This is a genomic window from Roseovarius sp. S88, assembly GCF_037023735.1.
Lineage (GTDB): Bacteria > Pseudomonadota > Alphaproteobacteria > Rhodobacterales > Rhodobacteraceae > Roseovarius > Roseovarius phycicola.
Window position 1 is genome coordinate 1,504,578 of record NZ_CP146069.1, and the last position, 24,667, is coordinate 1,529,244.

The window sequence follows — 24,667 nt, forward strand, 5'->3', positions numbered from 1 at the left end:
CTCGGTGCCCTAGTTTGGTGATAGTCGGTTCTGCGCCATTGGGACCGCAAGGTGCGTTGGGCGTCAACTGATCGGAGGGAGGCCGGTTGGATGGGAAAGAAAGTCCTGCTGATCGAGGATGAGCAAAACATCATCGAAGCTGTCAGTTTTATACTGTCGCGCGACGGTTGGGATGTAAAAACACATTCCAACGGGCATGACGCCATGGATGCGGTGCGCGCACGAGAGCCCGACATTGTCATTCTCGATGTCATGTTGCCAGGCAAAAGCGGGTTCGACATCCTGCGTGAAATTCGAGCGGACCAGGGGCTTATCGAGTTGCCTGTGCTGATGTTGTCGGCGCGTGGACAGGCCAAGGATGTCGAAATGGCGGAACATGCAGGGGCAAACCAATATATGACCAAACCGTTCTCGAACACCGAAGTGCTTGAGGCTGTGCGCAACCTGGTGCCGTCATGAGCCGGGAACCAAGCCCACTTTTTGTTGCCAAGCGCACCTATCACGGCCGGCGCATGGCCGACACCGCGCGGTTCCTGCCCATCTTTGGAGCAGGGCTTTTCTTGTTGCCATTGCTCTGGAAAACACCTGCTGAGGACGGCGGGACCGGTACGGTTCAGGTCATGCTCTATGTCTTTCTGGTCTGGATCTTTTTGATCGGTGCCGCGGCGATCTTGTCGCGACGTATTCCCAGAACCGACAGCAACGCCTCTGAGACTGAGCAAGGGTAGAGGCGCGCCATGGCGACGCTCAACATTCTAGTCTTGGCTAGCCTGCTCTATGTGGCGCTTCTGTTTGTGGTGGCTTTTGCCGCCGACAGCGCCGCGCAGCGCGGCAGGGGAAGGTGGCTGGGTTCGCCTTTGATTTATACTCTGTCCCTGTCAATCTACTGCACGGCCTGGACCTTCTATGGTGCGGTTGGGTTCGCGGCGCGCTCGGGGCTGGAATTCGTGACAATCTATTTAGGGCCCACATTGGTCATGATTGGCTGGTGGTGGACCCTGCGAAAAATGGTACGTGTGGGTCGAAGTCAACGGATCACTTCCATTGCTGACCTGATCTCGTCGCGATTTGGCAAATCCAACGCGCTGGCGGTGTTTGTCACAGTTCTGGCTGTGATTGGGACAACACCATACATTGCATTGCAGCTTCAATCCGTCACGCTGTCTTATGCGGCTTTCGCGGATTTTGGGGCCAGCGATGGCGAACAGATCAACCAGAACCTGACGGCCTTTTGGGTCGCGGCGGGTCTTGCAGTGTTCACCATCATATTCGGGACGCGCAACCTTGATGCAAATGAGCGTCACCATGGTCTTGTCATGGCCATCGCCTTGGAAGCGGTGGTCAAGCTCTTTGCCCTTTTGGCAGTGGGCGTGTTTGTCGTCTGGGGGCTGGCCGGAGGTCTCGACGCCACGTTGGACCGGATCGAGGCTTCGGCCATCGCGCGTTGGGATGTGCCGGGGTCGCGCTGGGTCGGGCTGACGCTTTTGTCGGCAGCAGCCTTCATGTGTCTGCCGCGCATGTTTCAGGTCATGGTGGTCGAGAACGACGACGAGCGCCATTTACGCACGGCGTCCTGGGCCTTTCCGGCTTACCTCATGTTGATGAGCCTGTTTGTCGTGCCCATTGCGGCCATCGGTCTTGATATCATGCCCCAAGGCAGCAACCCGGACCTGTTCGTTCTGACCTTGCCCTTGTCCGAGGGGCGCGACGGTTTGGCCATCTTGTCTTTCCTTGGCGGATTCAGCTCGGCCACATCCATGGTGATTGTCGCCGCGATTGCCCTTTCGACCATGGTTTCGAACCACGTGGTCATGCCCGTCTGGCTATGGATGACCGGTGGTTCGGCGATGATCTCCGGCGACGTGCGTCACGTTGCAATGCTGGCCCGACGACTCTCTATCGCGGTCATCCTGTTTTTGGGGTACCTCTATTTCCGCCTCTCAGGCAGCGGCGCGGCGCTCGCGGCTATCGGATTGATCTCCTTTGTCGGTGTGGCTCAATTCCTGCCGGCACTGCTGGGTGGCCTTTTTTGGCGCGGTGCCAATCGTAAGGGTGCTCTGGCGGGTCTCGCCACGGGCTTTGCCATCTGGGCCTATTGCCTCTTTCTGCCAAGCTTTGGTCCCTTCATGCTCATGCCGCAGGCGGTGCTTGATCAGGGACTACTGGGCATCAGCTGGCTCAGGCCACAGGCGCTCTTTGGCACAGAAGGGCTTAGCCCGGTGGTGCATGCCTTTATGTGGAGTGTGTCGCTGAACACGTTGGTCTTTTTCATCGTCTCTGTATTCAGCTTTCCTCAGCCCGTAGAAAGGCTGCAAGGTGCGCAATTCGTCAATGTGTTTGAACATTCCACCACCAGCGGCGGTTGGCGCGGTGGTCAGGCGCAAAGCGAAGACCTTTTGATCATGTCACAGCGCATCATGGGCGCTGGTGAGGCGCAGGGACTGTTTTCGAATGCTGCAAAAGCCCAGGGCATCGGTGGGTCTCTTCCCGAACCCACACCGGAGTTTTTGGGAGAGCTGGAGCGCGCTATGGCCGGATCGGTCGGGGCTGCCACAGCACATGCCATGATCAGCCAGATCGTGGGACGTGCCACCGTGTCCGTCGAAGACTTGATGGCGGTGGCGGACGAAACCGCGCAGATCATGGAGTATTCCAGCGAGTTGGAAGCCAAGACCGAAGAACAGGAGCGCACCGCCCGACAGCTCAGACAGGTGAATGAAAAGCTGACGCAAATCTCGGTGCAAAAGGACGCCTTCCTGAGCCAGATCAGCCACGAGCTTCGCACGCCGATGACGTCGATCCGCGCGTTTTCGGAAATCCTGCGCGATACCGAGGATATGAGCGAGGATGAGCAGAGCCGCTACGCCTCGATCATTCATAATGAAGCAATTCGGTTGACACGGCTATTGGATGACTTGCTCGACCTCAGTGTTCTGGAAAACGCGCAGATTGTGCTCAACCTGCAGACCGCGACTTTGTCGGATTTGTTGGATCGATCCGAAATTGCCGCAGGCATGGGCGACGGTGTGATCAAGGTTGTCCGAACACTCGACGCCCATGACATAGAGCTCTACACAGACACCGACCGGTTGGCTCAGGTGTTCATCAATATCATGTCGAATGCCCGCAAATATTGTGATGCCGAGAGCCCCGAATTGCACATCACCTCGCGTGTCGAGGATGGTGTCGTCACAATCACGTTTGCGGACAACGGAACGGGCATCCCCGCCGACAAGCAGGGCACGATTTTTGAAAAATTTGCACGCGTGAGCGAAACCAAGGCGGGGGGTGCTGGGCTTGGACTTGCGATCAGCCGCGAAATCATGGCGCGGTTGGGTGGCAGTATCCAATATATGCCGGGTCAGACAGGTGCCGCATTTCGGGTCAGTCTGCCGTTGAGCGCCGAAAGCGCCGCTCAGGCCGCGCAATAGCATCTTTGAGATATATCTCAGAGGCTTAGGCACCTCACCATCGACACATGCTGCCCGCTAATCCCATGAGGCTTTGATCTTTCTTAACCAAATTGGCATTAGTGTCCTGCCAAAGTTGCGATTTCACCAGCGGCGGAGGCCATGAGCGAAGACACCGCAGACTCAGTTATCCATCGCAAAGCACAGGCGGCGCGCGATGGATTTGACGCGCGCGAGATGTCGCCGGCCAAGGCGCTGCGCCTAGCTTTGGCGAAATCGGCTGCGCGCTTGATGGGGCTTGCGCTTGCGGTGCGCACTGTCGAGCAGACCACGCTGCCCTTGTCGCAGTTGGAAGACAGGATGGGCGACGACGGGATTCTCATTCTCCTCGATGGCCCCGATCAGGCGCTTGGCGTGATGCGCCTTGACCTGCAAATGGTCGCCGCACTCATCGAAATGCAGCTCAAAGGCCGGGTGATGGAGGGCGCGGCTGAAGCTCGGCCATTCACTCACACCGACGCGGCTATTGCCCAACCGCTCATCAACGCAGTCTTGGACGGGCTTGATGAAACCCTGAAGGAGGCCGAGATCACTGAGTGCGCTCGCGGGTTTCGCTTTGGAGACCGGGTCGCTGACGCGCGCAGCCTTGCCCTGGCTCTCAGCGAACCTGAATTTGATCACTTCCGGCTGAACCTAGATCTTGCTGGTGGGGCCAAATCGGGTGTGCTGGATTTGGTTTTGCCAAAACGACCATCCAATCCCAAAACAGAAGGAGGGGTAGAGGGCGGAGACCGCGCCGAAAAACTCGAACAAAACGCGTTGAACGCGCCTGTCACGCTGGATGCGGTTCTTGGGCGCATGCGCGTGCCGCTACAGGATGTGTGCGACTGGACGCTGGGCACGATTTTGCCGCTTTCACATGAAACGCTGATCGAAGCACGGCTTTTGGCGGCTGGTAGGCATTTGGTGGCACATGTCAAACTTGGCCAACTCAATGGATTTCGTGCGGTGCGTCTGGTGGATGAAAGTGCCGAGCGCGAATATGCACGACCCGAATTGGCCCCCGAGGAAGACCTGGCAGCGCAGGCGCTTGACCTGGGGTCTGACCCGCTTGTGGATTTGTCGCCTCTGCCATCGCTCGAAGACAATGCACCCCCGCACCACCGGAAATCGGGACTGCAGGGACTGGGAGCGATCTTGAGGATTTGACCCAGCTAGAAACCCCTGTTTTGGGGGTGTTGGGCGATGCCGATGCGCCGATGGACAAAGACGAGGATATCGACCTGGATGAACTGCTTGCCGCCTCTGCGTTGCCGACGCCCGCAGAATAGGTGCGTCTGTACAGGCTGTTTCAAAGTTTGTTAAGCGGCACCTTGAGCACGACATCGCCCTGATCATCGGCGGGGGGCATTTTTCCCGCGCGCATATTGATCTGTAGCGATGGGATGATCAGCTTGGGCATCGGCAGCTTTGCATCCCGCGCATCTCGCATCGCAACAAAGCTTGCGCAATCCTGCCCGCCGCCGACATGCACATTGCGTGCTTTCTGCTCGGCCACAGTGGTTTCCCAGGCATAGTCTTCGCGGCCCGGGGCCTTGTAGTCATGGCCAACGAAAACGCGGGTTTCATCCGGCAGGCTAAGGATCTTCTGGATTGAGCGAAAAAGCATCTCTGAAGACCCCCCGGAAAGTCGCAGCGCGCGGTTCCGAAATCCGGCATGAAAAGCGTATCGCCCACAAAGGCAGCATCCCCGAGCAGAAAGGTCATACAAGCAGGTGTGTGCCCCGGCGTGTGCATCACATCCCCGCGCAACTGCCCCACGGCAAAGCTGTCGCCTTCGACAAAGAGGCGGTCAAACTGTGAGCCGTCGCGCTGAAATTCGGTGCCTTCATTGAACACCTTGCCAAAGGTATCCTGTACCGTGGTGATCTGGTCGCCGATGCCAATCTGTCCGCCGACGCGCTCTTGGATATACGGCGCGGCCGAAAGATGATCGGCATGGACATGCGTTTCCAAAAGCCATTCAACCTTGAGACCTTGTTTCTCAATATGTGCAATGATTGCGTCGGCTGAACGCGTGTCTGTGCGACCAGATGCATAGTCAAAATCCAGGACGGAATCGATCACGGCACAGGCGTGTCCGGTCGGGTCCTTGACCACGTAAGAAATCGTATTTGTCTGTTCATCGAAGAAAGCTGAGACGTCAGGCTGCACGGCGCGCTCCTTTTTTCTGCACAGTATTTAGGCACTTATCCGCAGTCTACGCGATTTCCAGCGAAACTGTCATGACAATGTTGCGTCTGGCATGGCATATTGGCGACACACTGCACAACCACGGGCATATTTGCATGGTTTTCGGGGGCGACCAGCCGTGGCAGGAGGGAGGAGTATATTTTATGGATCGTCTGTCTGACGAAATATCCGAATTGCACACGCGTATATTAGAAACTGCCGAAGACTCTCGTTATCTTTTGCAGCCCAGCTTGGCGGGATTGTTGAACCGAATGAAGGCACAAGGTCACGAGATTCCCAAAGACCTTCGCAAGCTTCATGACGAATTGACAGACGCCGCTATTGAGGCACAGTTCGACAACATGCCGGTCTGAATTTTCGCCTTTGGACGCGAAAGCATTGCGTAACGCTTCGTTTCAGCGTGTAATCGTAACAAGTCGCGTGCAAAGGCGGCATGACACGGAACGAGGCGACGAGTGGCGTCGGAGGTACATTGCAGTATTGAAAACGGCGTAGCTGTGCTCTGCATGACGCGCGGAGCGGAGAATGCGTTGGTGCGCGATATGCGCGCAGAGCTGAGCGCCGCCGTGGCTCGCGCTGTGGCTGACGAAACGGTTCTGGGCCTTGTACTGACAGGGCTGGGTCGCGGGTTTTCCTCTGGCATCGACATTGAGGAATACAATCAAGAATTGCAAAGCCCTTGGATCACAGAGCTGTGCCAAGAGATTGAAGACGCTCCAAAACCTGTGGTCGCCGCACTGCACGGATCTGCACTGGGAGCGGGGTTTGAACTCGCCCTGGCCGCACATGCACGGGTCGCAAAAACTGGCACAGCAGTGGCGTTGCCAGAGGTGCGATTGGGCCTGTTGCCCGGTGGGGGCGGCACCCAACGGTTGCCGCGCCTTGTCGGAGCACAGGGGTCTTTGAAGATGATCTTGTCCGGTCAGATTTTTAACGCTGAGGACCAGATGCTCGCGCCGGTCTTTGCACATATTGTGCCCGATGATCCCATGTCCGCGGCCATCCAATTGGCGCGGCAACTGGCGCAGGCCGGTGTCTGGGGCAAATCCTCAGACTCAACACACGGGTTCAGCGACCCCACCGGATACCAGCGCGCTATACAGTCGGTCCGCCGCAAGCTGACCGAAGATGAGCGACTCGAGGCAGATATTCTGCGGTGCATTGAGGCGGCACAACTATTGCCGTTTGACCAAGCCATTCAATTGGAACGGACCTTGTTTGAAGCGCGGCGCATCTCGTCCTCTTCGCGCGGCATCCGCCATGCCTTCGCCGCCGAACGACGCGCGCGCGCGATGCCGGACCTGACGGGTATCATTCCAAAGGAGATCGAGAAGGTGGTGGTTGTGGGTACCGCCCCAACTCAGGCGGATCTGGTGGTGGCGGCGCTCAATCGCGGCAAGTCGGTGTCGATCCTCACATCAGAATCTGTTGCAGCTGAACAGATCGCGTCACGGGTGCGCGACATTTACCAAACCGCGCTGGAACGGGGACGGATTGATATAATTGATCGCGATACGCGTCTGCGTGAACTGAGCGCCAGCGATGATCGCAGCGTTATTTCGGACGCGGATCTGGTGCTTGACAGCGGCGGCGTGGTCATTGCGCATACCAAGGTCAAGCCTGACACCGCCTGGTGTGTCTTGGACGAAGCTCTTTATAGCACCGAGCGCGCCGAACAGGTGGGGCACCCGACCATGGCGCTCCGGATCTATCGGCCTGCCTATATTCCGCGCCTGGCCGAACTTGCGACCAACGCCGACAGCCCGACCGACGCTGTGGCGCGTGCCGTCACCTATTTCTCAGGACAGGGCGCCACCGTGTTGCGTACAACCGAACGCCCGGGTCTTTTGGGGCATCGTTTGATGTATGCGCTGGAGCGTGCGGCACTGGTTCTGGTGCGGGCAGGGGCCGATCTGTTTGAAACAGATGAGGCCGCCGAAGCATTGGGCTTTGTGCGTGGCCCCTTCAGGTCAATGGAAACGCAGCGCCTGGAGCAAGCATCACAACGTATTCGACGTATTATGGGTCCCGGCACAGAGGCACCTGAACTTGGATTGCTGGAGGCGCGCGCCGCCCTGATGGCTTCGGGCAATGCCGCCGGAACGGGCTTTTATGCTGCACATGAAGACAAAGTTCTGCCCGACCCGGCCGTGCGCAACTGGCTCGACACATGGCGCACCGGACAGAGTGATGTGAGGACGGATTTATCCAATATCGAAGGTCGGTCGTTGCAGCTTGCCCTGCACGCCGCCTTCGTCAATCAAGCCGTTGCGATGATGGAGGCGGGCGATGTGCTGCGCGCCTCTGATATCGATCTGTGCATGGTCAAAGGGTATGGATTTGCCCGGACACGCGGCGGCCCCCTGCTGTGGGCCGATATTCAAGGGCTCTTGCCGCTCTTGCGCACGATGAAGGCTCTGACGCCATTGTGCGACATTTGGCGACCGCATCCCAAGATCGAGGACATGGTCAAAAACGGAGAGCGGTTCTTCAGCTGAACGCGATGCCGAGCACCACCATCATCAGGCCAAACATCGACAAAAACAGAGCGCCGGTGTTGATCGGTACGACCTTCTGAAGCTCTGCGCGCAGCGCATCATCCGAAAGCCCTGCTTTGCGCGCCTTCATCACCCGCAGGATGCACCAGATCAAAAGCGCCAGCCCACCCAACGTCACCGCGGCCCCCAGCCAGATCAGAATGTCCATGGCGCCCGTCCTTGTCCTCGCCGTCACAATCGAGCGCCTAGTGCATCTATTGTCTGACTGCAAGACGTGGCCGCAATTCGGGGCTTGCGAGACCGGGTCACCGGAGGTAGGGAAAGGCCCTGTCGTAAGCGGAGATAGATATGGACGACCAAACGCCCGTAACCGAAAACAGCTATCGCGTAACCGCAGATGAGCTGCGCCAGTTTATCGAGCGTTTTGAACGCCTTGAGTCAGAGAAAAAAGACATCGCCGACCAGCAAAAAGAGGTGATGGCCGAGGCCAAGGCGCGCGGCTATGACACCAAGGTCATGCGCAAGGTCATTGCCCTTCGCAAACGTGACAAGGATGATCTGGCCGAAGAAGAGGCCGTGCTGGACATGTATAAGGAAGCGTTGGGAATGTAGCCGCCCGATCAGGGCGCAATCATGTTCACGCCCGAGACGCGAGCGACTTCGTGAACATCGTCGTCATAGATGTCCGACAGGTGGTCAATCAACGCTTCGGACCAACCGGGCAAGTCCAGCTCTTCCTCGATTTCCTCTTCCTTCACGAATTTGTCCAGGAACGCCACGATCACGCGACGTTTTTGAATTTCTGTCATGTCCGGTTGCCCGGCCATGTAGGTTTCAAACCGCTGCATGCCAATCTCGGTCATGATTTCCTTCAGCAAAAGGAATTCGCCAGTGAAGCTTGCGTTGGGATCGAGCCCCGCCATTTCCCGTACAACCTGACCCCAGATGAGCGGCGTGTCCTCGTTACACCAGATTGTCATCGGCATGTCAGGATGCGACTCGCGCAGGCGCCGCACCATATCTGTCCAGCGAAACGTGCTTGGATCCACACCATTGAGCATATCTTCCATGGTCTCAAACGGTGTCTTGGGCAAAATTGCCGGAAAAAAGGTGGCCAGATCGCGCAGGCCAACAAAGAACTCGATGTCATCATTGGGAAAAATCTGGCGAAACGCCTCCATCCGTGCAGAAGCCTGTGGATAAAGCTGCCCCTGACCCACGGCCATTTTCTGAGTTCCGAAGAACCCCTGGTTGGACAGGACAAGTCGATCTGCTGAATGATCGTGATTGATCGTATCCAGCACAATATCGCGCGCCTCCTCGTTGATCCCTGATTTCATCGCGGCATTTAGGATGTCGCGCAGAAGCTTGCGATAAACGCGCGGGTCAGGCACATCCGTGCCAATCGCCGACAGACGTTCTTTGTTGTCCAGCAGGCACTGAATGAGCCTGTCATCGTCTGTCATGTGCGCGCCCGCGTGAATGACGACCTGCATGTTTGCCCCTCGGGATCGTTTGTCTGGGAATATACCGGCTTTGACGGCCATGAAAACCGGATTCACATTGCCGCGCAAAGAAGGCGTTTTTCATCTTGCAGAATGCGTCCGAGATGCGTAATCAGGCGCCCGTGCCCCTATAGCTCAGCTGGTAGAGCAACTGATTTGTAATCAGTAGGTCCGCGGTTCGAGTCCGTGTGGGGGCACCATTTCACAACTTTCGCAGCAAGCCGTTATCCGGCGTGACCGATTTCTTTCAGCCGTTGTTGCAGGAATTCGCCGGCGGTTTGTGTGGCAAGCTGAACCTCGGGGCGCGGATGCATGAAGAGTGGTAGGGAGTAGCGGGCGCGGTTGTCCTGTTTGGGTGGATTGATCACGCGGTGCACCGTGGAGGGATAGTATCCGCGGCTGGCCTGCTCGAGCATATCGCCTGCATTGACGTTGATATATCCCGTCCCGCAGGGGATGTCGTGCCAATCACCGTTGACATCCTGTGCCTGAAGTCCCGGCTCTGACCCGGTGACCAAAAGCGTGATCAGATTGATATCGCCATGGGCGGCGGCGCGCACTTCGCCCGGTTCGACATCATCGGGCAGGGGCGGGTAGTGCAGCACGCGCAGCAGGTGATCTTCCGAGTTTTTGACCATCTCGGTGAAGGGCATCGACAGGTTTTGTGCCACATCTTGAGGTGTCACCTGGTCCAGCCAGCCCAGAAGGGTTTCGCCCAATCCTATGAGGCTCGCATGAAATTTTCGTGTCACAGCGGCGCAGTCGGGTGGCACATCGCGAGACTGGTAGACGTGGAAAAACTCCTTGAGGTCTTTTTGCGTGCGCCCCGAGGCATTCTCAGACTTGTAGCCGAAATATCCAGCCGGATCAGACGCAGGCGTGGCGTCTTCATGCTTGGCGGTATCGGCAAAGTATTTTGACCAAACATCATACATGTCCGAGATTTCACGCATATCAATGTCGTGGTCTTTTATCACAGCAAACCCGGTGCCGCGCAGGGACTTGGCGAAAAGCTCCGGCGCATTGGGATCATCTGGACTGATGGCGAGAACTTCGAAGGTGGCCATGGGGCGTTTTCCAGTCAGGGCGTGGGATGCAAGAGCTTTGACTGAACGATACCGGCAGTAGGGGCCGGTTCAAGGTCAAATTTTCCGAATGTTTCTGCAAGTTCATTCGGCACTTCGGCGACGATCCATTCAAACCAGCGCGTATTGGCCTTATGTTATTGTGAACCAAAAGCAGGTCGCTCAAAGGGCGGCGCGGTCAAGACATACGAAAGGCAGAACATGGCCAAGGCATATGGGCGTAGCAAACGGCATGAAAAAGCGATCAACCTCGCACTGCAGGGCGGCGGGTCTCATGGCGCGTTCACCTGGGGCGTGCTGGACCGGATGTTCGAAGAAGACCGGCTTTGGATTGAAGGCATCAGTGGCACCTCCGCCGGGGCGATGAATGCGGTTGTGGCCACCCAGGGCATGTATGACGACGGTGCGCGCGGGGCGCAGGTGGCGTTGGAAGAGTTCTGGCACGCCGTGAGCCGGGCCGGGCAGCTCAGCCCGATCAAACGGACGCCATGGGATATGGCGTCTGGCTCGTGGTCGTTGGACAATTCCCCCGGCTATCTCTGGATGGACTTGCTGAGCCGCATGGCCTCGCCTTATGATCTTAACCCTTTGGGTTACAATCCGTTGCGCAATCTGGTCGAGGATTTTGTCGATTTCGACAAAGTGTCGGGTTGCGATGACATGGGGCTCTATATTTCGGCCACTAATGTCGAAACGGGCCATGCACGGGTGTTTCATCGTCACGAGATCACGCTGGACGTGGTTATGGCCTCTGCCTGTCTGCCACATCTTTTCAAGGCGGTGGAAATCGACGGCGTGCCCTATTGGGATGGCGGGTTTATGGGCAATCCGGTGTTGTTTCCCTTTATCGACCATTCACCAAGCCCTGATATCCTGATTGTTCAGATCAACCCTTTGAAACGCCCCGGCACTCCGGAACGTGCGCGTGACATTCAGAATCGTTTGAATGAGATCACGTTCAACGCGTCCATGCTGCGGGATGTGAAAACCATCGATCTCATCGACGGTTTAATCGAGGACGGACAGCTTTCTGAAGAGCAGTTCCGCCGGATTTACCTTCATATGATCGACGGATGCGACGACATGCTGGCACTTGATGCGTCCTCCAAGCTCAATTCGGAATGGGCTTTCTTGTGCCATTTGCGTGATATTGGGCGGGCGCACGCCGACCGGTGGCTGAAGGCGAATTTCGATCAGATCGAAGTGACATCCACGCTTGATGTGGAGGCTTTGTTTGGTGAGGTTGGCAGCGTCGGTGAGAGCAACGTTCTGGAACTCGACGCAGAGCGTGCGGCGCGGGGCCAATAAACTGAAAAGCCCCCCAAGGGCTGCGCCTTGAGGGGCCATGCTTTAGGGCTCAGGTCCAGTTAGAACCGGAATGTGCCGCGCAACTGGATGGTTGTGGCTTCCACGTCGATCGCTGTGGAATTGAAGTTGTCAAACTCGTGGTAGAGGAGTTCGCCACCGAGCGAAAACTGATCGCTGATCAAATGCTCATAGCCTGCACCGATGAAGTAGCCGTCATCATCGCCGAGCGTGCTCGTATCAGCATTGGCATAGCCACCGGTCGCATAAAGCAAACCGTTGCCAATTTTGTAGCCGCCCCGCAGTTTCACGCGGAATACGTTTTCGACAGAGACACCTGGTGCAAGGCCGATATCGGCAAAGTCATAGTCAAGCCCAGCTCCGACGACCCAATTGCCCAGATCATAGTCGTAGCCTGCCACGAAGCCGCCAATGATGTCATCGCCATCTACCCCGGCGACATTGGTGTCAACATTCGCATAACCAAGCTGGCCGCCGACGTAAAACCCGGTCCAGTTCGGAGTTGTGGCCACAGGCGCAGCAGGTGTGAGCACAGGGTCTTCAGCAGGTGCAACAGTATTTCCGGCAAACGCCATATTTGCAGCCAGCAAAGATGCCACTGCGGGTAATGTATATTTGGTCATAATCTATCCTCTTTTTGGCGCTGCCTCCTTTCCGGAGGCGGTCACTAACCCAAATACGGGCAAACTCAGTATATGGATTACTTCTGGCCGTGGTTTTCAAAGTTGCTCTCAAATTTGTGAAGCCGGGTGCGGTTTTTGCTTACAAAATGAGCATTTTTGAGCATTCTTGGTGCAGAAGAGGTGCCCGATGAAGAGCTACATCAACTCACAAACAGCGCCGCCCATCATGCAAGGCAGTCCTCCACCTCCGGAGTGGCGATTGCCGTTTCTAGATTGGGACCGACCTCCCTGGAATCGCTGGGCGTTTCAACATGTGCGAGAGTTTCTTCCCACGGCTCCAGTTGCTTGCCCGGCGCACCCATCAGATATGCCGCAGGCATACGAGACGATAGAAGATGTACCGTTTGAAGCCTCTTACGGGAAGACCACGGTCGCGGACTGGATCGACCGGGATTATACCGACGGTTTCTTGGTGATGCGCGACGGGCGGATTGTGCATGAAAGCTATTGGAACGGGATGACGCCCGGCACGGTGCATCTGGCGCAATCCGTGTCGAAATCCGTGACCTCGACAGCGGCGGCCAGTTTGATTCAGGAGGGCCTGCTCGACCCGGGCGCGCCGGTGACTGATCCGCTGCCCGAGTTGGCAAAAACCGCTTGGGCGGGGGCTTCGTTGCAACAGGTCATGGACATGACTTCGGGCACGAAATTCGACGAGTCTGACTATGCCAACAGGGCCAGCGATATTGGCAAGATGGATGTGGCGGCGGGATGGAAACCCATACCGGACGGCTATGAGGAAGAGCACTGGCCCAGCTGTATTCACGACCAGATGCTTACCCTGACCGAACGCAACGCCGAACATGGCGAAAGGTTTGTTTATCGCTCGATGGAAACCGATGTTCTGGCGCATGCGATGGAACGTGTGACAGGGCAGCGCCTGCCGCAGATCGTCTCTGAACGTTTGTGGAAGCCTATGGGAGCCGGAACAGAAGCCTGCTTTACGGTCGATGCGTCAGGGTATGCCCTGTCTTGTGGAGGCTTCAACGCTAGTCTTCGGGATTTTGCCCGGATGGGGCAGGCCTATCTGGATGACGGCCGTGTCGGCGACCGGCAAGTCATTCCCAAAGCCTGGGTCGAGGATGTGCGGAGCGGGGATCATGGTCTTTTCAATGACATATCGCGAGAGGCACTGCCCAACGGGCGCTATCGCAACCAGTTCTGGATTGAAGATGCCGACCGCATGGGGCATCTCAGCCTCGGGGTTTTTGGGCAGTTCATATACGTCTCACCGGAACGGGGCATGGTGTTTGTCAAACTCTCCACATGGCCGGATTTTCTGGACGTAGAGCGCAAAAGGGATTTTCTGGCCGCGTGCCACGCCATTGCGCAGGCCCTGGGCCGCGATCTCTAGAGGTCACTCACCGCTGACCGCCGCGCGCTTTTGGGCGATGGTTTCGCTTTCGACTTGTTGCATGCCAATGCGAAACGATTTCTCCACGAAGTCCATATGCTCGGTCGCGGCTTTCTCGGCGGCATCGGGTTCTCCGGACAACACCGTTTTCGCGATCAGTCGGTGCTGTTGCAGAAGCTTTTTGCCTGCACCGTCCATCGTGCGCAGATGGGCGCGGTTATAGAACACGCCACGGCGGGTAAGATCATAGATCGAAGCCATCATGTGGATCAGCATCGCGTTATGGCTGGCCTCGGTGATTTTGGCATGAAACGCCACATCCGCTTCACGCGCGGCTTCCAGATCATCGCGCGCCTCTGCCTCTTCCAAAGTTGCCAGATGGCGTTCGATCTGAACGCGATCTGTTGGTGTCGCGCGCTCGGCCGCCAGGCGCGCCGCGAGACCCTCTTGCGCCCGGCGATATTCCAGATAGTCGAAAAAGGCGCGCCCATGCCGGGCATAAAGCTCTATGAGCGCCGGTTGCATGGCCTGACCCGTGAGCTGCGCGACAAATGTGCCTTCACCATGCCGGATAGCCAGAAGACCACGCTCTTCGAGAGTTTTGAGCGCATCCCGCAACTTGGGTCGTGACACGTTTAGCCTTTCGGCCAGTTCACGTTCCGATGGGAGTCTGTCACCTTCTTTCAGCACACGTTGCACGATCAGGTCTTCGATCTGACGCACAATGATATCCGCCAGCGGCCCAGAATCGATTCTGTCAAAAATTGTTGTTGCGATGCTCATTTTGTAACCTCTAGAGGTAAATTAAGTTGTCCTTTTCTGGCATGCAAGGCTTTTTGAAAAAGATAAATATCATAAAAACAATGGGATATAGTTTTTTGATCTAGATCAAGTTTTGAACCACTAACGTTTTGTTAAAACCTCAACCAGCGAGAGGTAAATCTACTTTACCTCTTGAGGAGGCCACGCAGGGCGCGTGGGTTAATTTTTGGAGGATTACATGAAATCGATCATCACGAGCCTTGTGCTTGCCACTGCTTTGGCGGCCACACCTGCGGTTGCAGGCGATAAGCTTTTGCTGAAAACACCTGTTGCATTCTCGACCGCACTGCCAGGTCTGGGAACACCTATTCCGCGCGTCGCTGAAGAAGTTCAAATTATGTCGGGCGGCACGCTCAAGATGAAAGTCTACGAGCCAGGCAAGCTGGTTCCAGCGTTTGAAATTCTGGACGCTGTCTCGTCAGGCAAGATCAACTCGGGCTACACAACGGCAGGCTACTGGGCCGGTAAAATCCCCGCGGCGCCTCTTTTCTCAGCTGTGCCTTTTGGCCCTGAGGCCGGCGAATACATGGCGTGGATGTACTATGGCAACGGCCTGGATCTCTATCAGCGCATGTATGACGAAGCAGGCTATAACGTGAAAGTTCTACCATGTGCTGTCATCGCCCCGGAAACCTCCGGCTGGTTCGCCAAAGAGATCAACAGCCCTGAAGACCTTAAAGGTCTGAAGATGCGTTTCTTTGGTTTGGGCGGAAAAGTCATGGAAAAGCTCGGCGTGGCGACGTCGCTCCTGCCCGGCGGAGAAATCTTCCCGGCACTGGAAAAAGGCGCGATTGACGCGACCGAGTTCTCGATGCCTGCCATCGACCAACGCTTGGGCTTCCACAAAGTGGTCAAGTACAATTACTTCCCCGGCTGGCACCAGCAAGCCACAGTGTTTGAGCTGCTGATCAACAAAGACGTCTGGAACGACGCCTCAGAACAGCATCAGCATATCCTCGCAGAGGCCTGCAAAGCCTCCATGGCCGACAGCTTTGCTGAAGGCGAGGCAATGCAGTTTGAAGCGCTGCAGAAGAACATCGAAGAAAACGGTGTGGAAATCCGCAAATGGTCGCCGGAAATGCTTCAGGTCTTTCGTGACACCTGGGAAGAAGTGGCCGCCGAAGAAAGCGCCAACAACGAATTCTTCGCAGAAGTCTACACGGACATGATGGAATTCCGCACACAGTACGACCTGTGGGAAGCTAACGCCTTCCTGCCACGGACCAACTGATAAAGCGATCTGCGTTGGCCGGAGGCTTCTGGCCAATGCAAACCACGTGACCCGTCCGGAACAAGCAACTCCTCTCTCCCTGGTTCCGGGCGGGCGCGCCACATCCACGCCGACCTAAAGATGCGAAGGGGCACATCTCATGACTATGCAAACGCAATATGACGGCGATGTGGCCGCAACCTACGAACAGCTGATCGAGCATCCCGAAGGCGATCGTCAGGGACTCGCTGTTTTCCTGGACAATATGATCAAGACCGTTGGTCACGTCGTTATGTTGGCCAACCTCATTCTGATCGCTGCCATCGTAAGCCAGGTGGTGATGCGCTATGCCTTCAACTTGAATTTCCCCAAGCTCGATGAGTTGCAATGGCATCTCTACGGGCTTGTGACGATGTTCGGTGTCTCTTACGCGATGGTGACTGACAGCCACGTCCGGGTCGATCTGCTTCACATGCAGCTCAGCCGTCGGGCGCAACGCGTGGTCGAGGTGCTAGGCATTCTGCTGCTCCTCTCGCCCTTCGTTTATCTGATGATTGATCAAGGGTACGACTATTTCTACGAAAGCTTCCGCGTCAATGAAAGCTCGTCCTCTGCCACTGGCCTGCCGTGGCTCTGGGCGTTCAAGGCGGTCATTCCCATTAGCTTCGCGATGCTGGCGCTGGCCGCTGTCGCCCGCCTGATCCATGACGTGCACGCGCTTTTCGCCAACCGCCCTGAAGAGCGCGAAGGACGTTCGATCCTTCTTGTGGCGGGTGTGTTCGCCGCCACTATGGCTGTGGCCTGGGTGCTGAAATTCACCGTTGAAACCACCGAAGAAATGATGGTCATGGGCATGTTCATGACCTTTATCGGGTTGCTTTTCACCGGTTTCCCCGTGGCCTGGACGCTCGCAGGCACCGGCATGATTTTTGGTCTGGCCGCATATCTTTTCGACAATGATCTGATGCTCTGGACCGGGTTGGAAAGCACCTTCACCGGGATTGACTACTTAACGCTCGGCGCGGTGGTGAACCGGGTATATGCGACCATGTCCAACGCCGTGCTGGTGGCCCTGCCGATGTTTATCTTCATGGGTCTGATGCTGGACGAATCCGGTGTCGCTGAGCGCCTGATGAACGCCATGACACGTCTCTTTGGCACTGTTCGCGGTGGCCTGGCCATCACTGTGACGCTGATCGGCATCGTGCTGGCTGCGTCAACCGGGATTGTGGGCGCGTCGGTGGTCCTCTTGGGGGTGTTGTCATTGCCCACAATGATGCTGAACAAGTATTCCAAGACCTTGGCCACCGGCACAATTGCCGCCTCTGGCACACTGGGCATTCTGATCCCACCATCCATTATGTTGGTGATCATGGCCGACCAGATGGCGCTAAGCGTAGGGGACCTCTTTATGGCGGCTATGCTGCCCGGTGTTCTGCTCGGCTCGCTTTACTTGGTCTACATCTTCATCGTGGCGCAGTTGAACCGTGCTGCGGCCCCTGTTCCGGACGGTGCAAAGCGCCCTGATTGGGATGCGGTGAAAGAAGTGATGCTAGCCGTACTGCCGCCGCTGGGTCTGATCCTAGCTGTGCTGGGCTCGATCTTTGCCGGTATCACCACTCCGACCGAAGCCTCTGGCATCGGCGCCATCGGTGCAACCTTGCTCGCTGTCGCGTATCGCAAGCTGAATCTCACCAAGCTGTGGAATGTGTGCAAAGCCACGTTCAACTCCACCGCCTATATCTTTGCCATCTTCCTGGGTGCGACGGTCTTTTCCTTCGTACTGCGCGAGCTAGGCGGGGATGAATTCATTGAACACCTGATCACAGCGACCGGCTTTGGCCCGAACGGCACGATCCTGTTCATCCTGTTCATCTGCTTCCTCTTGGGCTTCTTCCTCGACTGGATCGAAATCACCCTGATCGTCCTGCCGCTGATGGGGCCTGTTGTGATGGGTCTTGGCCTCGACATTCCAGGCTACGGTGTGATCGATGAACCTGCTCTGATCTGGTTTGTGATCCTGGTGGCTGTGACGCTGCAAACCAGCTTTCTGACACCGCCCGTGGGCTTCTCGCTCTTCTACCTCAAAGGCGTATGCCCGCCGGACGTGAAACTCACCGACATCTACAAAGGCGTGGTGCCCTTCGTGCTCCTGCAGATCCTCTGCCTGATCCTCGTCTTCGTGATGCCGTGGCTGACAACCTGGCTGCCATCAGCGGCCTATTAAGGAGGCGACGACATGGACAACCAAGACCTGATCAAGACCTTCAAAGAGATCGTCGGGGCCAAATATGTCCTGACCTCCGAGAGCCAGACAGAGCGGTATCGCAAAGGGTTCCGCTCTGGTGAAGGCGAAGCCATTGCCGTGGTCATCCCCGGCACACTGGTTGAAATGTGGAAACTGCTGCAGGCCTGCGTAGCGGCCGACAAAATCCTGATCATGCAGGCGGCCAATACAGGGCTGACAGAAGGCTCGACGCCCAAAGACAGCTATGACCGGGATGTGGTGATCCTCTCGACCTTGCGTATGAACAAAGTGCATCTGATCGACGAAGGCCGCCAGATCGTGAGCCAACCGGGCGGCACGCTGTTTCAACTGGAAAAACTGCTCAAACCCTTGGGCCGTCAGCCACATTCAGTCATTGGATCATCCTGCATTGGCGCGTCGGTGCTGGGCGGGGTGTGCAACAATTCCGGTGGCTCTTTGGTACGACGCGGACCGGTGTATACCGAGCTGTCGCTCTATGCACAGATCACCTCGGGCGGCGAGCTTCAATTGGTAAACCACCTTGGCATTGATTTGGGCAACACGCCCGAAGAGATGCTTGGACGTCTGGATCGCGGCGAAATTGACCCTAGCGCGATCCAGGCGGACGCGGGTCGCGGATCGGACGACACCTACGCCCAAAAAGTAGCGGATATCGATGCCGACAGCCCGGCGCGCTACAACGCCAACCCCGAAGGGCTTTATGAGGCGTCGGGATGTGCGGGCAAACTGGCCGTCTTTGCTGTGCGGCTCGATACCTTTCCGATCGAGCAGGGCGAAAAGGTGTATTACATCGGCGCCAACAGCCCGGCGGCCCTAACAGAATTGCGGCGCCAAGTCTTAACAAATCTCAAGGAGGTGCCAGTAAGCGGCGAATACCTTCATCGGGAGTGTTTCGACATTGCTCGCCGCTATGGGAAGGACACGCTGTTGATGATCCACTGGTTTGGAACCGACCGTTTGCCCTTTTTCTTTGCAGCCAAGGGCGCGCTGGACGCACGTCTGAACAAAATTCCGTTCCTGCCCAAGAACCTCGTGGACCGTGTCATGCAGGGGCTAAGCAGGCTCGTGCCCGAGGCATTGCCCAAACGTTTGATGCAATTCCGGGATCTGTTTGAACATCACTTGATCCTGAAGGTGTCGGGCCATACCGCCGCCGACACAGAGACAATTCTCAACGACACGGTTGGTGCCGAAGGGTGGTTTCTCTGCGACGAGATGGAGACCAAAAAGGCAATGCTGCACCGGTTTGCAGCTGCGGGTGCCGCGATGCGCATGCATGCCGTCAACACGTCCACAACCGAGGATGTTCTGGCGCTCGACATCGCGCTCAAGCGCAATGATCGCGAGTGGCTGGAAACCCTGCCGGAAGAGATCGAACGCGATCTGGTGGGCAAGCTCTATTACGGACATTTCCTGTGCCATGTGTTCCATCAGGACTACATCCTGCGCAAAGGGGTCGACGCCAAGGCTGTGAAGGCCAAGATGCTGGCCCTTCTGGACACGCGTGGCGCGGAATATCCAGCAGAACACAATGTCGGGCATCTTTATGAGGCCAAGCCTGCGCTGGCCGCACACTACAAAGAACTCGATCCCACCAATTCTTTCAATCCCGGCATCGGCAAGACGTCTCGCGCCAAGCACTACGGTGCGGAATGCGGCTGTAACCATATGCCGGCAGTCGCCGAATAAGGAGAACACGATGTTCCAGGTCAGATTACACGGACGCGGAGGGCAGGGCGTTGTGACCGCCGCTGAGATGCTCTCAATCGCGGGGTTTGTCGAAGGCAAACACGCACAGGCGTTCCCGTCCTTTGGGTCAGAGCGCACCGGCGCGCCGGTGGTCAGCTTTTGCCGTCTGGACGACAAGGAAATCCGCCGTCGCGAGCCTATTCTGGAGCCGGACTGCCTGATTATTCAGGATCCGACACTTTTTCACGCGCTGGATGTGTTTCAGGGGCTGAAACCGGATGGGTATGTTCTGATCAACTCGACGAAGGATTGGCACGAACTTGGCATCGCCGACAAGGTTTCGCATTTGCCAGAGGGCCACGTGGTGGGCGTCAATGCGTCTGGATTAGCCAAGAAACACGTCGGTCGTCCCGTGCCAAACGCGGCCCTGCTCGGGGCATTTGCTGCAGAGGCGGGCCAGATCAGCCTTGAGAGCGTGGAAAAGGCCATTGGCACGAAATTTGGCGGCAAAATTGCCGAGGGCAACATCGCCGCGGCACGGGCCGCGCATGCCGCAGCCTTGGGAGAGGAGCTTCAAGATGCTTAAACAAATGGAAGGCAGCCAGGCCGTTGCCGAGGCCGTGGCGCTCTGCCGCCCCGAGGTGATCTGCGCCTATCCCATCAGCCCACAAACCCACATCGTGGAACATTGTGGCGAGCTGGTGCGCGAAGGCAAAGTTGGCACCTGCGAATACATGAACGTGGAATCCGAGTTTGCCGCGTTGTCGGCCTGTATCGGGTCGTCGGCTTGTGGCGCACGCACCTATACTGCCACCGCCAGCCAAGGCCTGCTCTTTATGGCCGAGGCGGTTTACAACGCATCCGGTCTGGGCCTGCCGATCGTGATGACCGTGGCCAACCGCGCCATTGGTGCGCCGATCAACATCTGGAATGACCATACCGACAGCATGTCCATGCGTGATGCGGGCTGGATTCAGATATTTGCCGAAACCAATCAAGAGGCGCTGGACCTTCATATTCAGGCTTTCAAGATTGCCGAACGGCTGAGCCAACCGGTCATGGTTTGTATGGACGGGTTTATCCTCACGCATGCCTATGAGCGGGTTGAAATGCCAAGTCAGGAACAGGTTGACGCCTTCCTGCCTCCGTTTGAGCCGCAGCAGGTTCTGGACCCTGCCAATCCGTACTCGATTGGCGCCATGGTTGGCCCAGAGGCATTCACCGAAGTGCGCTATCTGGCGCATGACAAGCAGATGCAGGCGCTCAATGTGATCCCCGAGATTGCAGCTGAATTCCAAGAGATTTTCGGACGCGACAGCGGCGGCCTTCTTCGCAAGTACCAAACCGAGGATGCTGACACGATCATCGTGACGCTGGGCTCGGTGGCGGGCACGGTGAAGGATACCGTCGATGAGATGCGTGAGGCAGGCAAGAAAATCGGTGTTGTGACCATCGGCTCGTTCCGGCCCTTCCCAACCGCCGAACTGCGCAAGGTTCTGGCCAGCGCCAAAGAAGTGGTGGTGCTTGAGAAAAGCTTTGCCGTGGGCTTCGGCGGGGTTGTGGCCAACAACGTCATGATGGCACTGCAAGGCACGCGCACGCATGTGAATACAGTGGTTGCTGGCCTTGGCGGGCGTCCCATCACGATGCCCTCGCTGCACAAGCTCTTTGACCGGGCATTGGCCGGTAAACTTGAGCCTGTCGAGTTCCTCGATCTGCAATGGGACATCGTGAATGCCGAACTGGAGCGTCAACGCGCTCAGATCGCGTCTGGCCCCACAGCAGAAAGCATCCTGAAAAACATCCAGGTCGACACCGCCCATGGCGGCGCGGCTGGCCATGCAGCCGAATAAGGGGGCAGAGCGATGAACGAGATTCCAAAACTTCGCACAGCAGACGACATTCCCGCCGATCAGAAGGTGAAATTCTATCAGAAGGGCACCTTTACCGTGGGCAACCGTCTGGTGGATGCCGATGAGCGCAATGTTCAGTCGTCGATGAACCGCTCCAACGCCATCACCTCGGGCCACCGGGCCTGTCAGGGTTGCGGCGAAGCGCTGGGCGCGCGCTATGCGCTGGATACCGCGATGCGCATGACAGGCGGCGACATGATCGCAGCCAATGCCACGGGTTGTCTGGAGGTGTTCACAACGCCTTATCCTGAAACCAGCTGGCAAATGCCCTGGATGCACTCGCTCTTTGGCAATGCACCCGCCGTCGCCAGTGGCATGCAGGCGGCGATGAAAGCCAAGGGCCGCAACACCCGCGTGATCGCCCAGGGTGGTGATGGCGGCACGGTGGATATCGGCTTTGGGTGCCTCAGCGGCATGTTCGAGCGCAACGATGACGTGCTCTATATTTGCTATGACAACGAAGCTTACATGAACACTGGCGTGCAGAGATCCGGTGCGACGCCGGGCGGCGCGCGTACCGCGACCACAATGCCTGCCGGTGAAGCCTATCCCGGCAATGTCTTTGGCACAGGTAAAAACCTGCCCAAGATCGCCATGGCGCACAATATTCCTTACGTTGCTACCGCGTCTGTTGCCTATCTGCAGGATCTTGAGGCCAAGGTTGAAAAGGCCATGAGCTTCAAGGGCGCGCGCTACATCCACGTCTACGTACCGTGCCCGCTTGGGTGGGGCTGTGCGTCGAACAGCACGATCAATCTGGCCCGCCTTGTGGTCGAGACGGGTATGTTCCCGCTCTTTGAGGCCGAGCATGGTCAGGTGACGGCCACGCGCCCGATCCGCAGCCGTGTCCCGATCGAGCAATATCTCAAACCACAACGCCGCTTTGCCCATCTGTTCAAAACAGATGCCGGGGCCGAGGCCATCAAAAAGCTTCAGGCCATGTGTGACTACAACATCGCGGAGTATGACCTGCTGCGCCCGGAAGAGGAGACCGTCTAATGACCCTTCCAACCACAGCCCCTTTCGCCATCACCGTGGATGTCGGCACGTCGCTGGACAATCACACCGGCAGCTGGCGGACCGAGCGTCCGGTCTATCTGGACCGTCTGCCACCCTGCAACAACGCTTGTCCTGCGGGTGAGAATATCCAGGCCTGGCTCGCGTTGGCCGAGGAGGGCAACTACGAAGACGCCTGGCAAGAAATCATGAAGAACAACCCGCTGCCGGGCATCATGGGGCGCGCGTGCTATCACCCTTGTGAAAGCGCATGCAACCGCAAGGACATCGACTCGCCCGTGTCCATCCACGCCGTTGAGCGGTTCCTTGATGACCAATCGCGGAAACTCGGCTGGGTGCCGCGCGTGCCGTCTGAGTTGTCGGGCAAGAAGATCCTTGTTGTCGGCTCTGGGCCTTCGGGTCTCTCTGCGGCCTATCATCTGCGCCGTCTGGGCCATTCGGTCACGATCTATGAGGCTGGACCTGTGGCCGGTGGCATGATGCGCTTTGGCATTCCCGCCTACCGTTTGCCCCGTGATGTGGTCGAAGCCAACATCAAGCGGATCGAAGACATGGGCGTGGAGTTTGTGCTCAACAAACGCGTCGAGGACATTGCCGCGGAGAAAGAGGCAGGAGGCTTTGATGCTGTCTTCCTCGCGATCGGCGCGCATCTGGCCAACCGGGTGAACATCCCGGCGGCAGATGCAGGCCGTGTCCTCGACGCCGTGGGCGTGCTGCGTGATATGGAAACCGCCGAAGACAAGCCCATGCTGGGTCGTCGCGTTGTGGTTTACGGTGGCGGCAACACCGCCGTGGACGTGGCCCGGACCGCCAAACGTATGGGGGCCGAAGAGGCGATCATCGTCTATCGCCGCACACGCGACCAGATGCCCGCACATGATTTTGAGATGGAAGAAGCCATTGAAGAAGGTGTGATCGTGAACTGGCTGACCACCATCAAGGAGATGGATGAAGGCGGCAAGGTCATGGTCGAGCGCATGGAGCTTGACGAAAACGGCCGTCCACAACCCACCGGCGAGATGGATGAGCTGGAGGCCGATACCGTTGTGATGGCACTGGGTCAGAACGTTGACACCAGCTTTGTTGAAAAGCTGGAAGGCGTTGAGATTGCTGATAAAACCATCCAGGTGAACAACCAGTTCATGACCGGCCATCCCGGTGTCTTTGCTGGCGGCGATATGGTGCCCTCCGAGCGGACAGTGACGGTTGCGGTCGGCCACGGCAAACACGCCGCACGCGCCATCCACGCCTGGCTTCAGGCGGATACCTACACCAAGCCGGAGAAGCCCGAGATCGCTGATTTCGACAAGCTGAACCCGTGGTATTATACCGACGCGCCAGAAACCGTGCAGCAAATGCTGGACATCGAACGCCGCAAATCGACTTTTGGCGAAGTCGTAGACGGGCTTGATGAAACCAATGCGCTCTACGAGGCGCGCCGTTGTCTGAGTTGCGGCAACTGTTTTGAGTGCGACAACTGCTATGGCGTCTGCCCGGACAATGCGGTGATCAAGCTGGGGCCGGGCAAACGGTTTGAGTTTGATTATGACTACTGCAAGGGCTGCGGCATTTGCGCGGCTGAATGCCCATGCGGTGCCATCAAAATGGAGCCCGAGGAGATCTGATTTTTTTC

The 24,667-nt window shown here is 57.3% G+C and carries 22 protein-coding genes, 1 tRNA gene and 1 pseudogene; 18 read left to right on the forward strand and 6 right to left on the reverse strand.

All coding sequences use genetic code 11. The features are described from left to right. The first annotated feature begins 90 nt into the window (after positions 1-90). From RZ517_RS07645 to RZ517_RS07665, 5 genes are all read left to right on the forward strand, one after another. On the forward strand, positions 91-459 hold the full coding sequence (locus RZ517_RS07645; RefSeq protein ID WP_338550859.1) for a response regulator transcription factor: 369 nt from the start codon (positions 91-93) through the stop codon (positions 457-459). After that, positions 456-728, forward strand: a complete 273-nt coding sequence (locus tag RZ517_RS07650) for a hypothetical protein (protein WP_338550860.1) — start codon at positions 456-458, stop codon at positions 726-728. Before RZ517_RS07645 ends, RZ517_RS07650 begins: the two co-directional genes overlap by 4 nt. Positions 729-737: 9 nt before the next feature. Next, positions 738-3,431: a sensor histidine kinase gene (locus RZ517_RS07655; protein ID WP_338550861.1), complete on the forward strand. Its 2,694-nt coding sequence runs from the start codon at positions 738-740 to the stop codon at positions 3,429-3,431. A 141-nt stretch (positions 3,432-3,572) separates the two neighbouring features. Then, a complete protein-coding gene (locus RZ517_RS07660) occupies positions 3,573-4,619 on the forward strand; it encodes a FliM/FliN family flagellar motor switch protein (protein ID WP_338550862.1) in 1,047 nt (348 codons plus the stop codon). Beyond that, the gene (locus tag RZ517_RS07665; RefSeq protein ID WP_338550863.1) at positions 4,616-4,741 is read left to right on the forward strand and encodes a hypothetical protein; all 126 of its coding nucleotides are present in this window, start codon (positions 4,616-4,618) and stop codon (positions 4,739-4,741) included. The genes RZ517_RS07660 and RZ517_RS07665 overlap by 4 nt, the downstream gene beginning before the upstream one ends. Positions 4,742-4,761: 20 nt before the next feature. Here RZ517_RS07665 and RZ517_RS07670 read toward each other — a convergent pair. Beyond that, positions 4,762-5,624 (reverse strand): annotated as a pseudogene (locus tag RZ517_RS07670) (MBL fold metallo-hydrolase). Between the two features lie 182 nt (positions 5,625-5,806). Here RZ517_RS07670 and RZ517_RS07675 point away from each other — a divergent pair. Continuing rightward, on the forward strand, positions 5,807-6,016 hold the full coding sequence (locus tag RZ517_RS07675; RefSeq protein WP_338550864.1) for a hypothetical protein: 210 nt from the start codon (positions 5,807-5,809) through the stop codon (positions 6,014-6,016). 102 nt (positions 6,017-6,118) lie between these two features. After that, on the forward strand, positions 6,119-8,161 hold the full coding sequence (locus RZ517_RS07680) for an enoyl-CoA hydratase/isomerase family protein (protein ID WP_338550865.1): 2,043 nt from the start codon (positions 6,119-6,121) through the stop codon (positions 8,159-8,161). On the opposite strand, the gene RZ517_RS07685 is transcribed toward RZ517_RS07680, so the two are convergent. Then, positions 8,154-8,369, reverse strand: a complete 216-nt coding sequence (locus tag RZ517_RS07685; protein ID WP_338550866.1) for a hypothetical protein — start codon at positions 8,367-8,369, stop codon at positions 8,154-8,156. The genes RZ517_RS07680 and RZ517_RS07685 overlap by 8 nt on opposite strands. A 140-nt stretch (positions 8,370-8,509) precedes the next feature. Between RZ517_RS07685 and RZ517_RS07690 the strand changes: the two genes are divergently transcribed. Beyond that, positions 8,510-8,773, forward strand: a complete 264-nt coding sequence (locus tag RZ517_RS07690; protein ID WP_338550867.1) for a DUF2312 domain-containing protein — start codon at positions 8,510-8,512, stop codon at positions 8,771-8,773. Between the two features lie 8 nt (positions 8,774-8,781). Here the strand turns inward: RZ517_RS07690 and RZ517_RS07695 are convergent, their stop codons facing one another. Further along, entirely contained in the window at positions 8,782-9,627 is an 846-nt protein-coding gene (locus tag RZ517_RS07695) for a hypothetical protein (protein ID WP_338550868.1), read from the reverse strand. Positions 9,628-9,790: 163 nt separating this feature from the next. On the opposite strand from RZ517_RS07695, the gene RZ517_RS07700 reads away from it, so the two are divergent. Then, positions 9,791-9,866: transfer RNA gene (locus RZ517_RS07700), tRNA-Thr, on the forward strand. Positions 9,867-9,890: 24 nt separating this feature from the next. Here RZ517_RS07700 and RZ517_RS07705 read toward each other — a convergent pair. Further along, positions 9,891-10,733 carry an isopenicillin N synthase family dioxygenase gene (locus tag RZ517_RS07705; RefSeq protein ID WP_338550869.1) on the reverse strand — a complete coding sequence of 281 codons (843 nt, stop codon included), beginning with the start codon at positions 10,731-10,733 and terminating at the stop codon, positions 9,891-9,893. Positions 10,734-10,952: 219 nt separating this feature from the next. Between RZ517_RS07705 and RZ517_RS07710 the strand changes: the two genes are divergently transcribed. Continuing rightward, positions 10,953-12,059: a patatin-like phospholipase family protein gene (locus RZ517_RS07710; RefSeq protein ID WP_338550870.1), complete on the forward strand. Its 1,107-nt coding sequence runs from the start codon at positions 10,953-10,955 to the stop codon at positions 12,057-12,059. A 59-nt stretch (positions 12,060-12,118) separates the two neighbouring features. Here the strand turns inward: RZ517_RS07710 and RZ517_RS07715 are convergent, their stop codons facing one another. Continuing rightward, positions 12,119-12,700, reverse strand: coding sequence for an outer membrane protein (locus RZ517_RS07715; protein WP_338550871.1), 582 nt, complete (start codon positions 12,698-12,700; stop codon positions 12,119-12,121). A gap of 187 nt (positions 12,701-12,887) precedes the next feature. Between RZ517_RS07715 and RZ517_RS07720 the strand changes: the two genes are divergently transcribed. Then, positions 12,888-14,114: a serine hydrolase domain-containing protein gene (locus RZ517_RS07720; RefSeq protein ID WP_338550872.1), complete on the forward strand. Its 1,227-nt coding sequence runs from the start codon at positions 12,888-12,890 to the stop codon at positions 14,112-14,114. Positions 14,115-14,117: 3 nt separating this feature from the next. On the opposite strand, the gene RZ517_RS07725 is transcribed toward RZ517_RS07720, so the two are convergent. After that, the gene (locus RZ517_RS07725) at positions 14,118-14,897 is read right to left on the reverse strand and encodes a FadR/GntR family transcriptional regulator (protein WP_338550873.1); all 780 of its coding nucleotides are present in this window, start codon (positions 14,895-14,897) and stop codon (positions 14,118-14,120) included. A 217-nt stretch (positions 14,898-15,114) separates the two neighbouring features. Between RZ517_RS07725 and RZ517_RS07730 the strand changes: the two genes are divergently transcribed. The 7 genes from RZ517_RS07730 to RZ517_RS07760 all read left to right on the forward strand — a co-directional run bounded on the left by RZ517_RS07730 (position 15,115) and on the right by RZ517_RS07760 (position 24,659). After that, the gene (locus tag RZ517_RS07730) at positions 15,115-16,167 is read left to right on the forward strand and encodes a TRAP transporter substrate-binding protein (protein WP_338550874.1); all 1,053 of its coding nucleotides are present in this window, start codon (positions 15,115-15,117) and stop codon (positions 16,165-16,167) included. 139 nt (positions 16,168-16,306) lie between these two features. Beyond that, positions 16,307-18,373: a TRAP transporter large permease subunit gene (locus tag RZ517_RS07735; protein ID WP_338550875.1), complete on the forward strand. Its 2,067-nt coding sequence runs from the start codon at positions 16,307-16,309 to the stop codon at positions 18,371-18,373. Positions 18,374-18,385: 12 nt separating this feature from the next. Further along, positions 18,386-20,104: a D-lactate dehydrogenase gene (gene dld / locus RZ517_RS07740; protein WP_338550876.1), complete on the forward strand. Its 1,719-nt coding sequence runs from the start codon at positions 18,386-18,388 to the stop codon at positions 20,102-20,104. 10 nt (positions 20,105-20,114) lie between these two features. Then, positions 20,115-20,690 carry a 2-oxoacid:acceptor oxidoreductase family protein gene (locus RZ517_RS07745; RefSeq protein ID WP_338550877.1) on the forward strand — a complete coding sequence of 192 codons (576 nt, stop codon included), beginning with the start codon at positions 20,115-20,117 and terminating at the stop codon, positions 20,688-20,690. Then, positions 20,683-21,957 carry a transketolase C-terminal domain-containing protein gene (locus tag RZ517_RS07750; protein ID WP_338550878.1) on the forward strand — a complete coding sequence of 425 codons (1,275 nt, stop codon included), beginning with the start codon at positions 20,683-20,685 and terminating at the stop codon, positions 21,955-21,957. Before RZ517_RS07745 ends, RZ517_RS07750 begins: the two co-directional genes overlap by 8 nt. Positions 21,958-21,969: 12 nt before the next feature. Next, positions 21,970-23,016: a thiamine pyrophosphate-dependent enzyme gene (locus tag RZ517_RS07755; RefSeq protein ID WP_338550879.1), complete on the forward strand. Its 1,047-nt coding sequence runs from the start codon at positions 21,970-21,972 to the stop codon at positions 23,014-23,016. Continuing rightward, complete coding sequence (locus tag RZ517_RS07760; protein ID WP_338550880.1) at positions 23,016-24,659, forward strand: NAD(P)-binding protein; 1,644 nt, start codon at positions 23,016-23,018, stop codon at positions 24,657-24,659. Before RZ517_RS07755 ends, RZ517_RS07760 begins: the two co-directional genes overlap by 1 nt. Positions 24,660-24,667 lie beyond the last annotated feature (8 nt).

Coding starts and splice junctions, on each gene's coding strand:
- RZ517_RS07715 (WP_338550871.1), bottom strand. CDS start 12,700: ATGACCAAATATACATTACCCGCAGTGGCATCTTTGCTGGCTGCAAAT.
- RZ517_RS07660 (WP_338550862.1), top strand. CDS start 3,573: ATGAGCGAAGACACCGCAGACTCAGTTATCCATCGCAAAGCACAGGCG.
- RZ517_RS07730 (WP_338550874.1), top strand. CDS start 15,115: ATGAAATCGATCATCACGAGCCTTGTGCTTGCCACTGCTTTGGCGGCC.
- RZ517_RS07755 (WP_338550879.1), top strand. CDS start 21,970: ATGAACGAGATTCCAAAACTTCGCACAGCAGACGACATTCCCGCCGAT.
- RZ517_RS07760 (WP_338550880.1), top strand. CDS start 23,016: ATGACCCTTCCAACCACAGCCCCTTTCGCCATCACCGTGGATGTCGGC.
- RZ517_RS07710 (WP_338550870.1), top strand. CDS start 10,953: ATGGCCAAGGCATATGGGCGTAGCAAACGGCATGAAAAAGCGATCAAC.
- RZ517_RS07655 (WP_338550861.1), top strand. CDS start 738: ATGGCGACGCTCAACATTCTAGTCTTGGCTAGCCTGCTCTATGTGGCG.
- RZ517_RS07750 (WP_338550878.1), top strand. CDS start 20,683: ATGCTTAAACAAATGGAAGGCAGCCAGGCCGTTGCCGAGGCCGTGGCG.
- RZ517_RS07650 (WP_338550860.1), top strand. CDS start 456: ATGAGCCGGGAACCAAGCCCACTTTTTGTTGCCAAGCGCACCTATCAC.
- dld (WP_338550876.1), top strand. CDS start 18,386: ATGGACAACCAAGACCTGATCAAGACCTTCAAAGAGATCGTCGGGGCC.
- RZ517_RS07725 (WP_338550873.1), bottom strand. CDS start 14,897: ATGAGCATCGCAACAACAATTTTTGACAGAATCGATTCTGGGCCGCTG.
- RZ517_RS07735 (WP_338550875.1), top strand. CDS start 16,307: ATGACTATGCAAACGCAATATGACGGCGATGTGGCCGCAACCTACGAA.
- RZ517_RS07695 (WP_338550868.1), bottom strand. CDS start 9,627: ATGACAGACGATGACAGGCTCATTCAGTGCCTGCTGGACAACAAAGAA.
- RZ517_RS07720 (WP_338550872.1), top strand. CDS start 12,888: ATGAAGAGCTACATCAACTCACAAACAGCGCCGCCCATCATGCAAGGC.
- RZ517_RS07645 (WP_338550859.1), top strand. CDS start 91: ATGGGAAAGAAAGTCCTGCTGATCGAGGATGAGCAAAACATCATCGAA.
- RZ517_RS07675 (WP_338550864.1), top strand. CDS start 5,807: ATGGATCGTCTGTCTGACGAAATATCCGAATTGCACACGCGTATATTA.
- RZ517_RS07705 (WP_338550869.1), bottom strand. CDS start 10,733: ATGGCCACCTTCGAAGTTCTCGCCATCAGTCCAGATGATCCCAATGCG.
- RZ517_RS07685 (WP_338550866.1), bottom strand. CDS start 8,369: ATGGACATTCTGATCTGGCTGGGGGCCGCGGTGACGTTGGGTGGGCTG.
- RZ517_RS07690 (WP_338550867.1), top strand. CDS start 8,510: ATGGACGACCAAACGCCCGTAACCGAAAACAGCTATCGCGTAACCGCA.
- RZ517_RS07745 (WP_338550877.1), top strand. CDS start 20,115: ATGTTCCAGGTCAGATTACACGGACGCGGAGGGCAGGGCGTTGTGACC.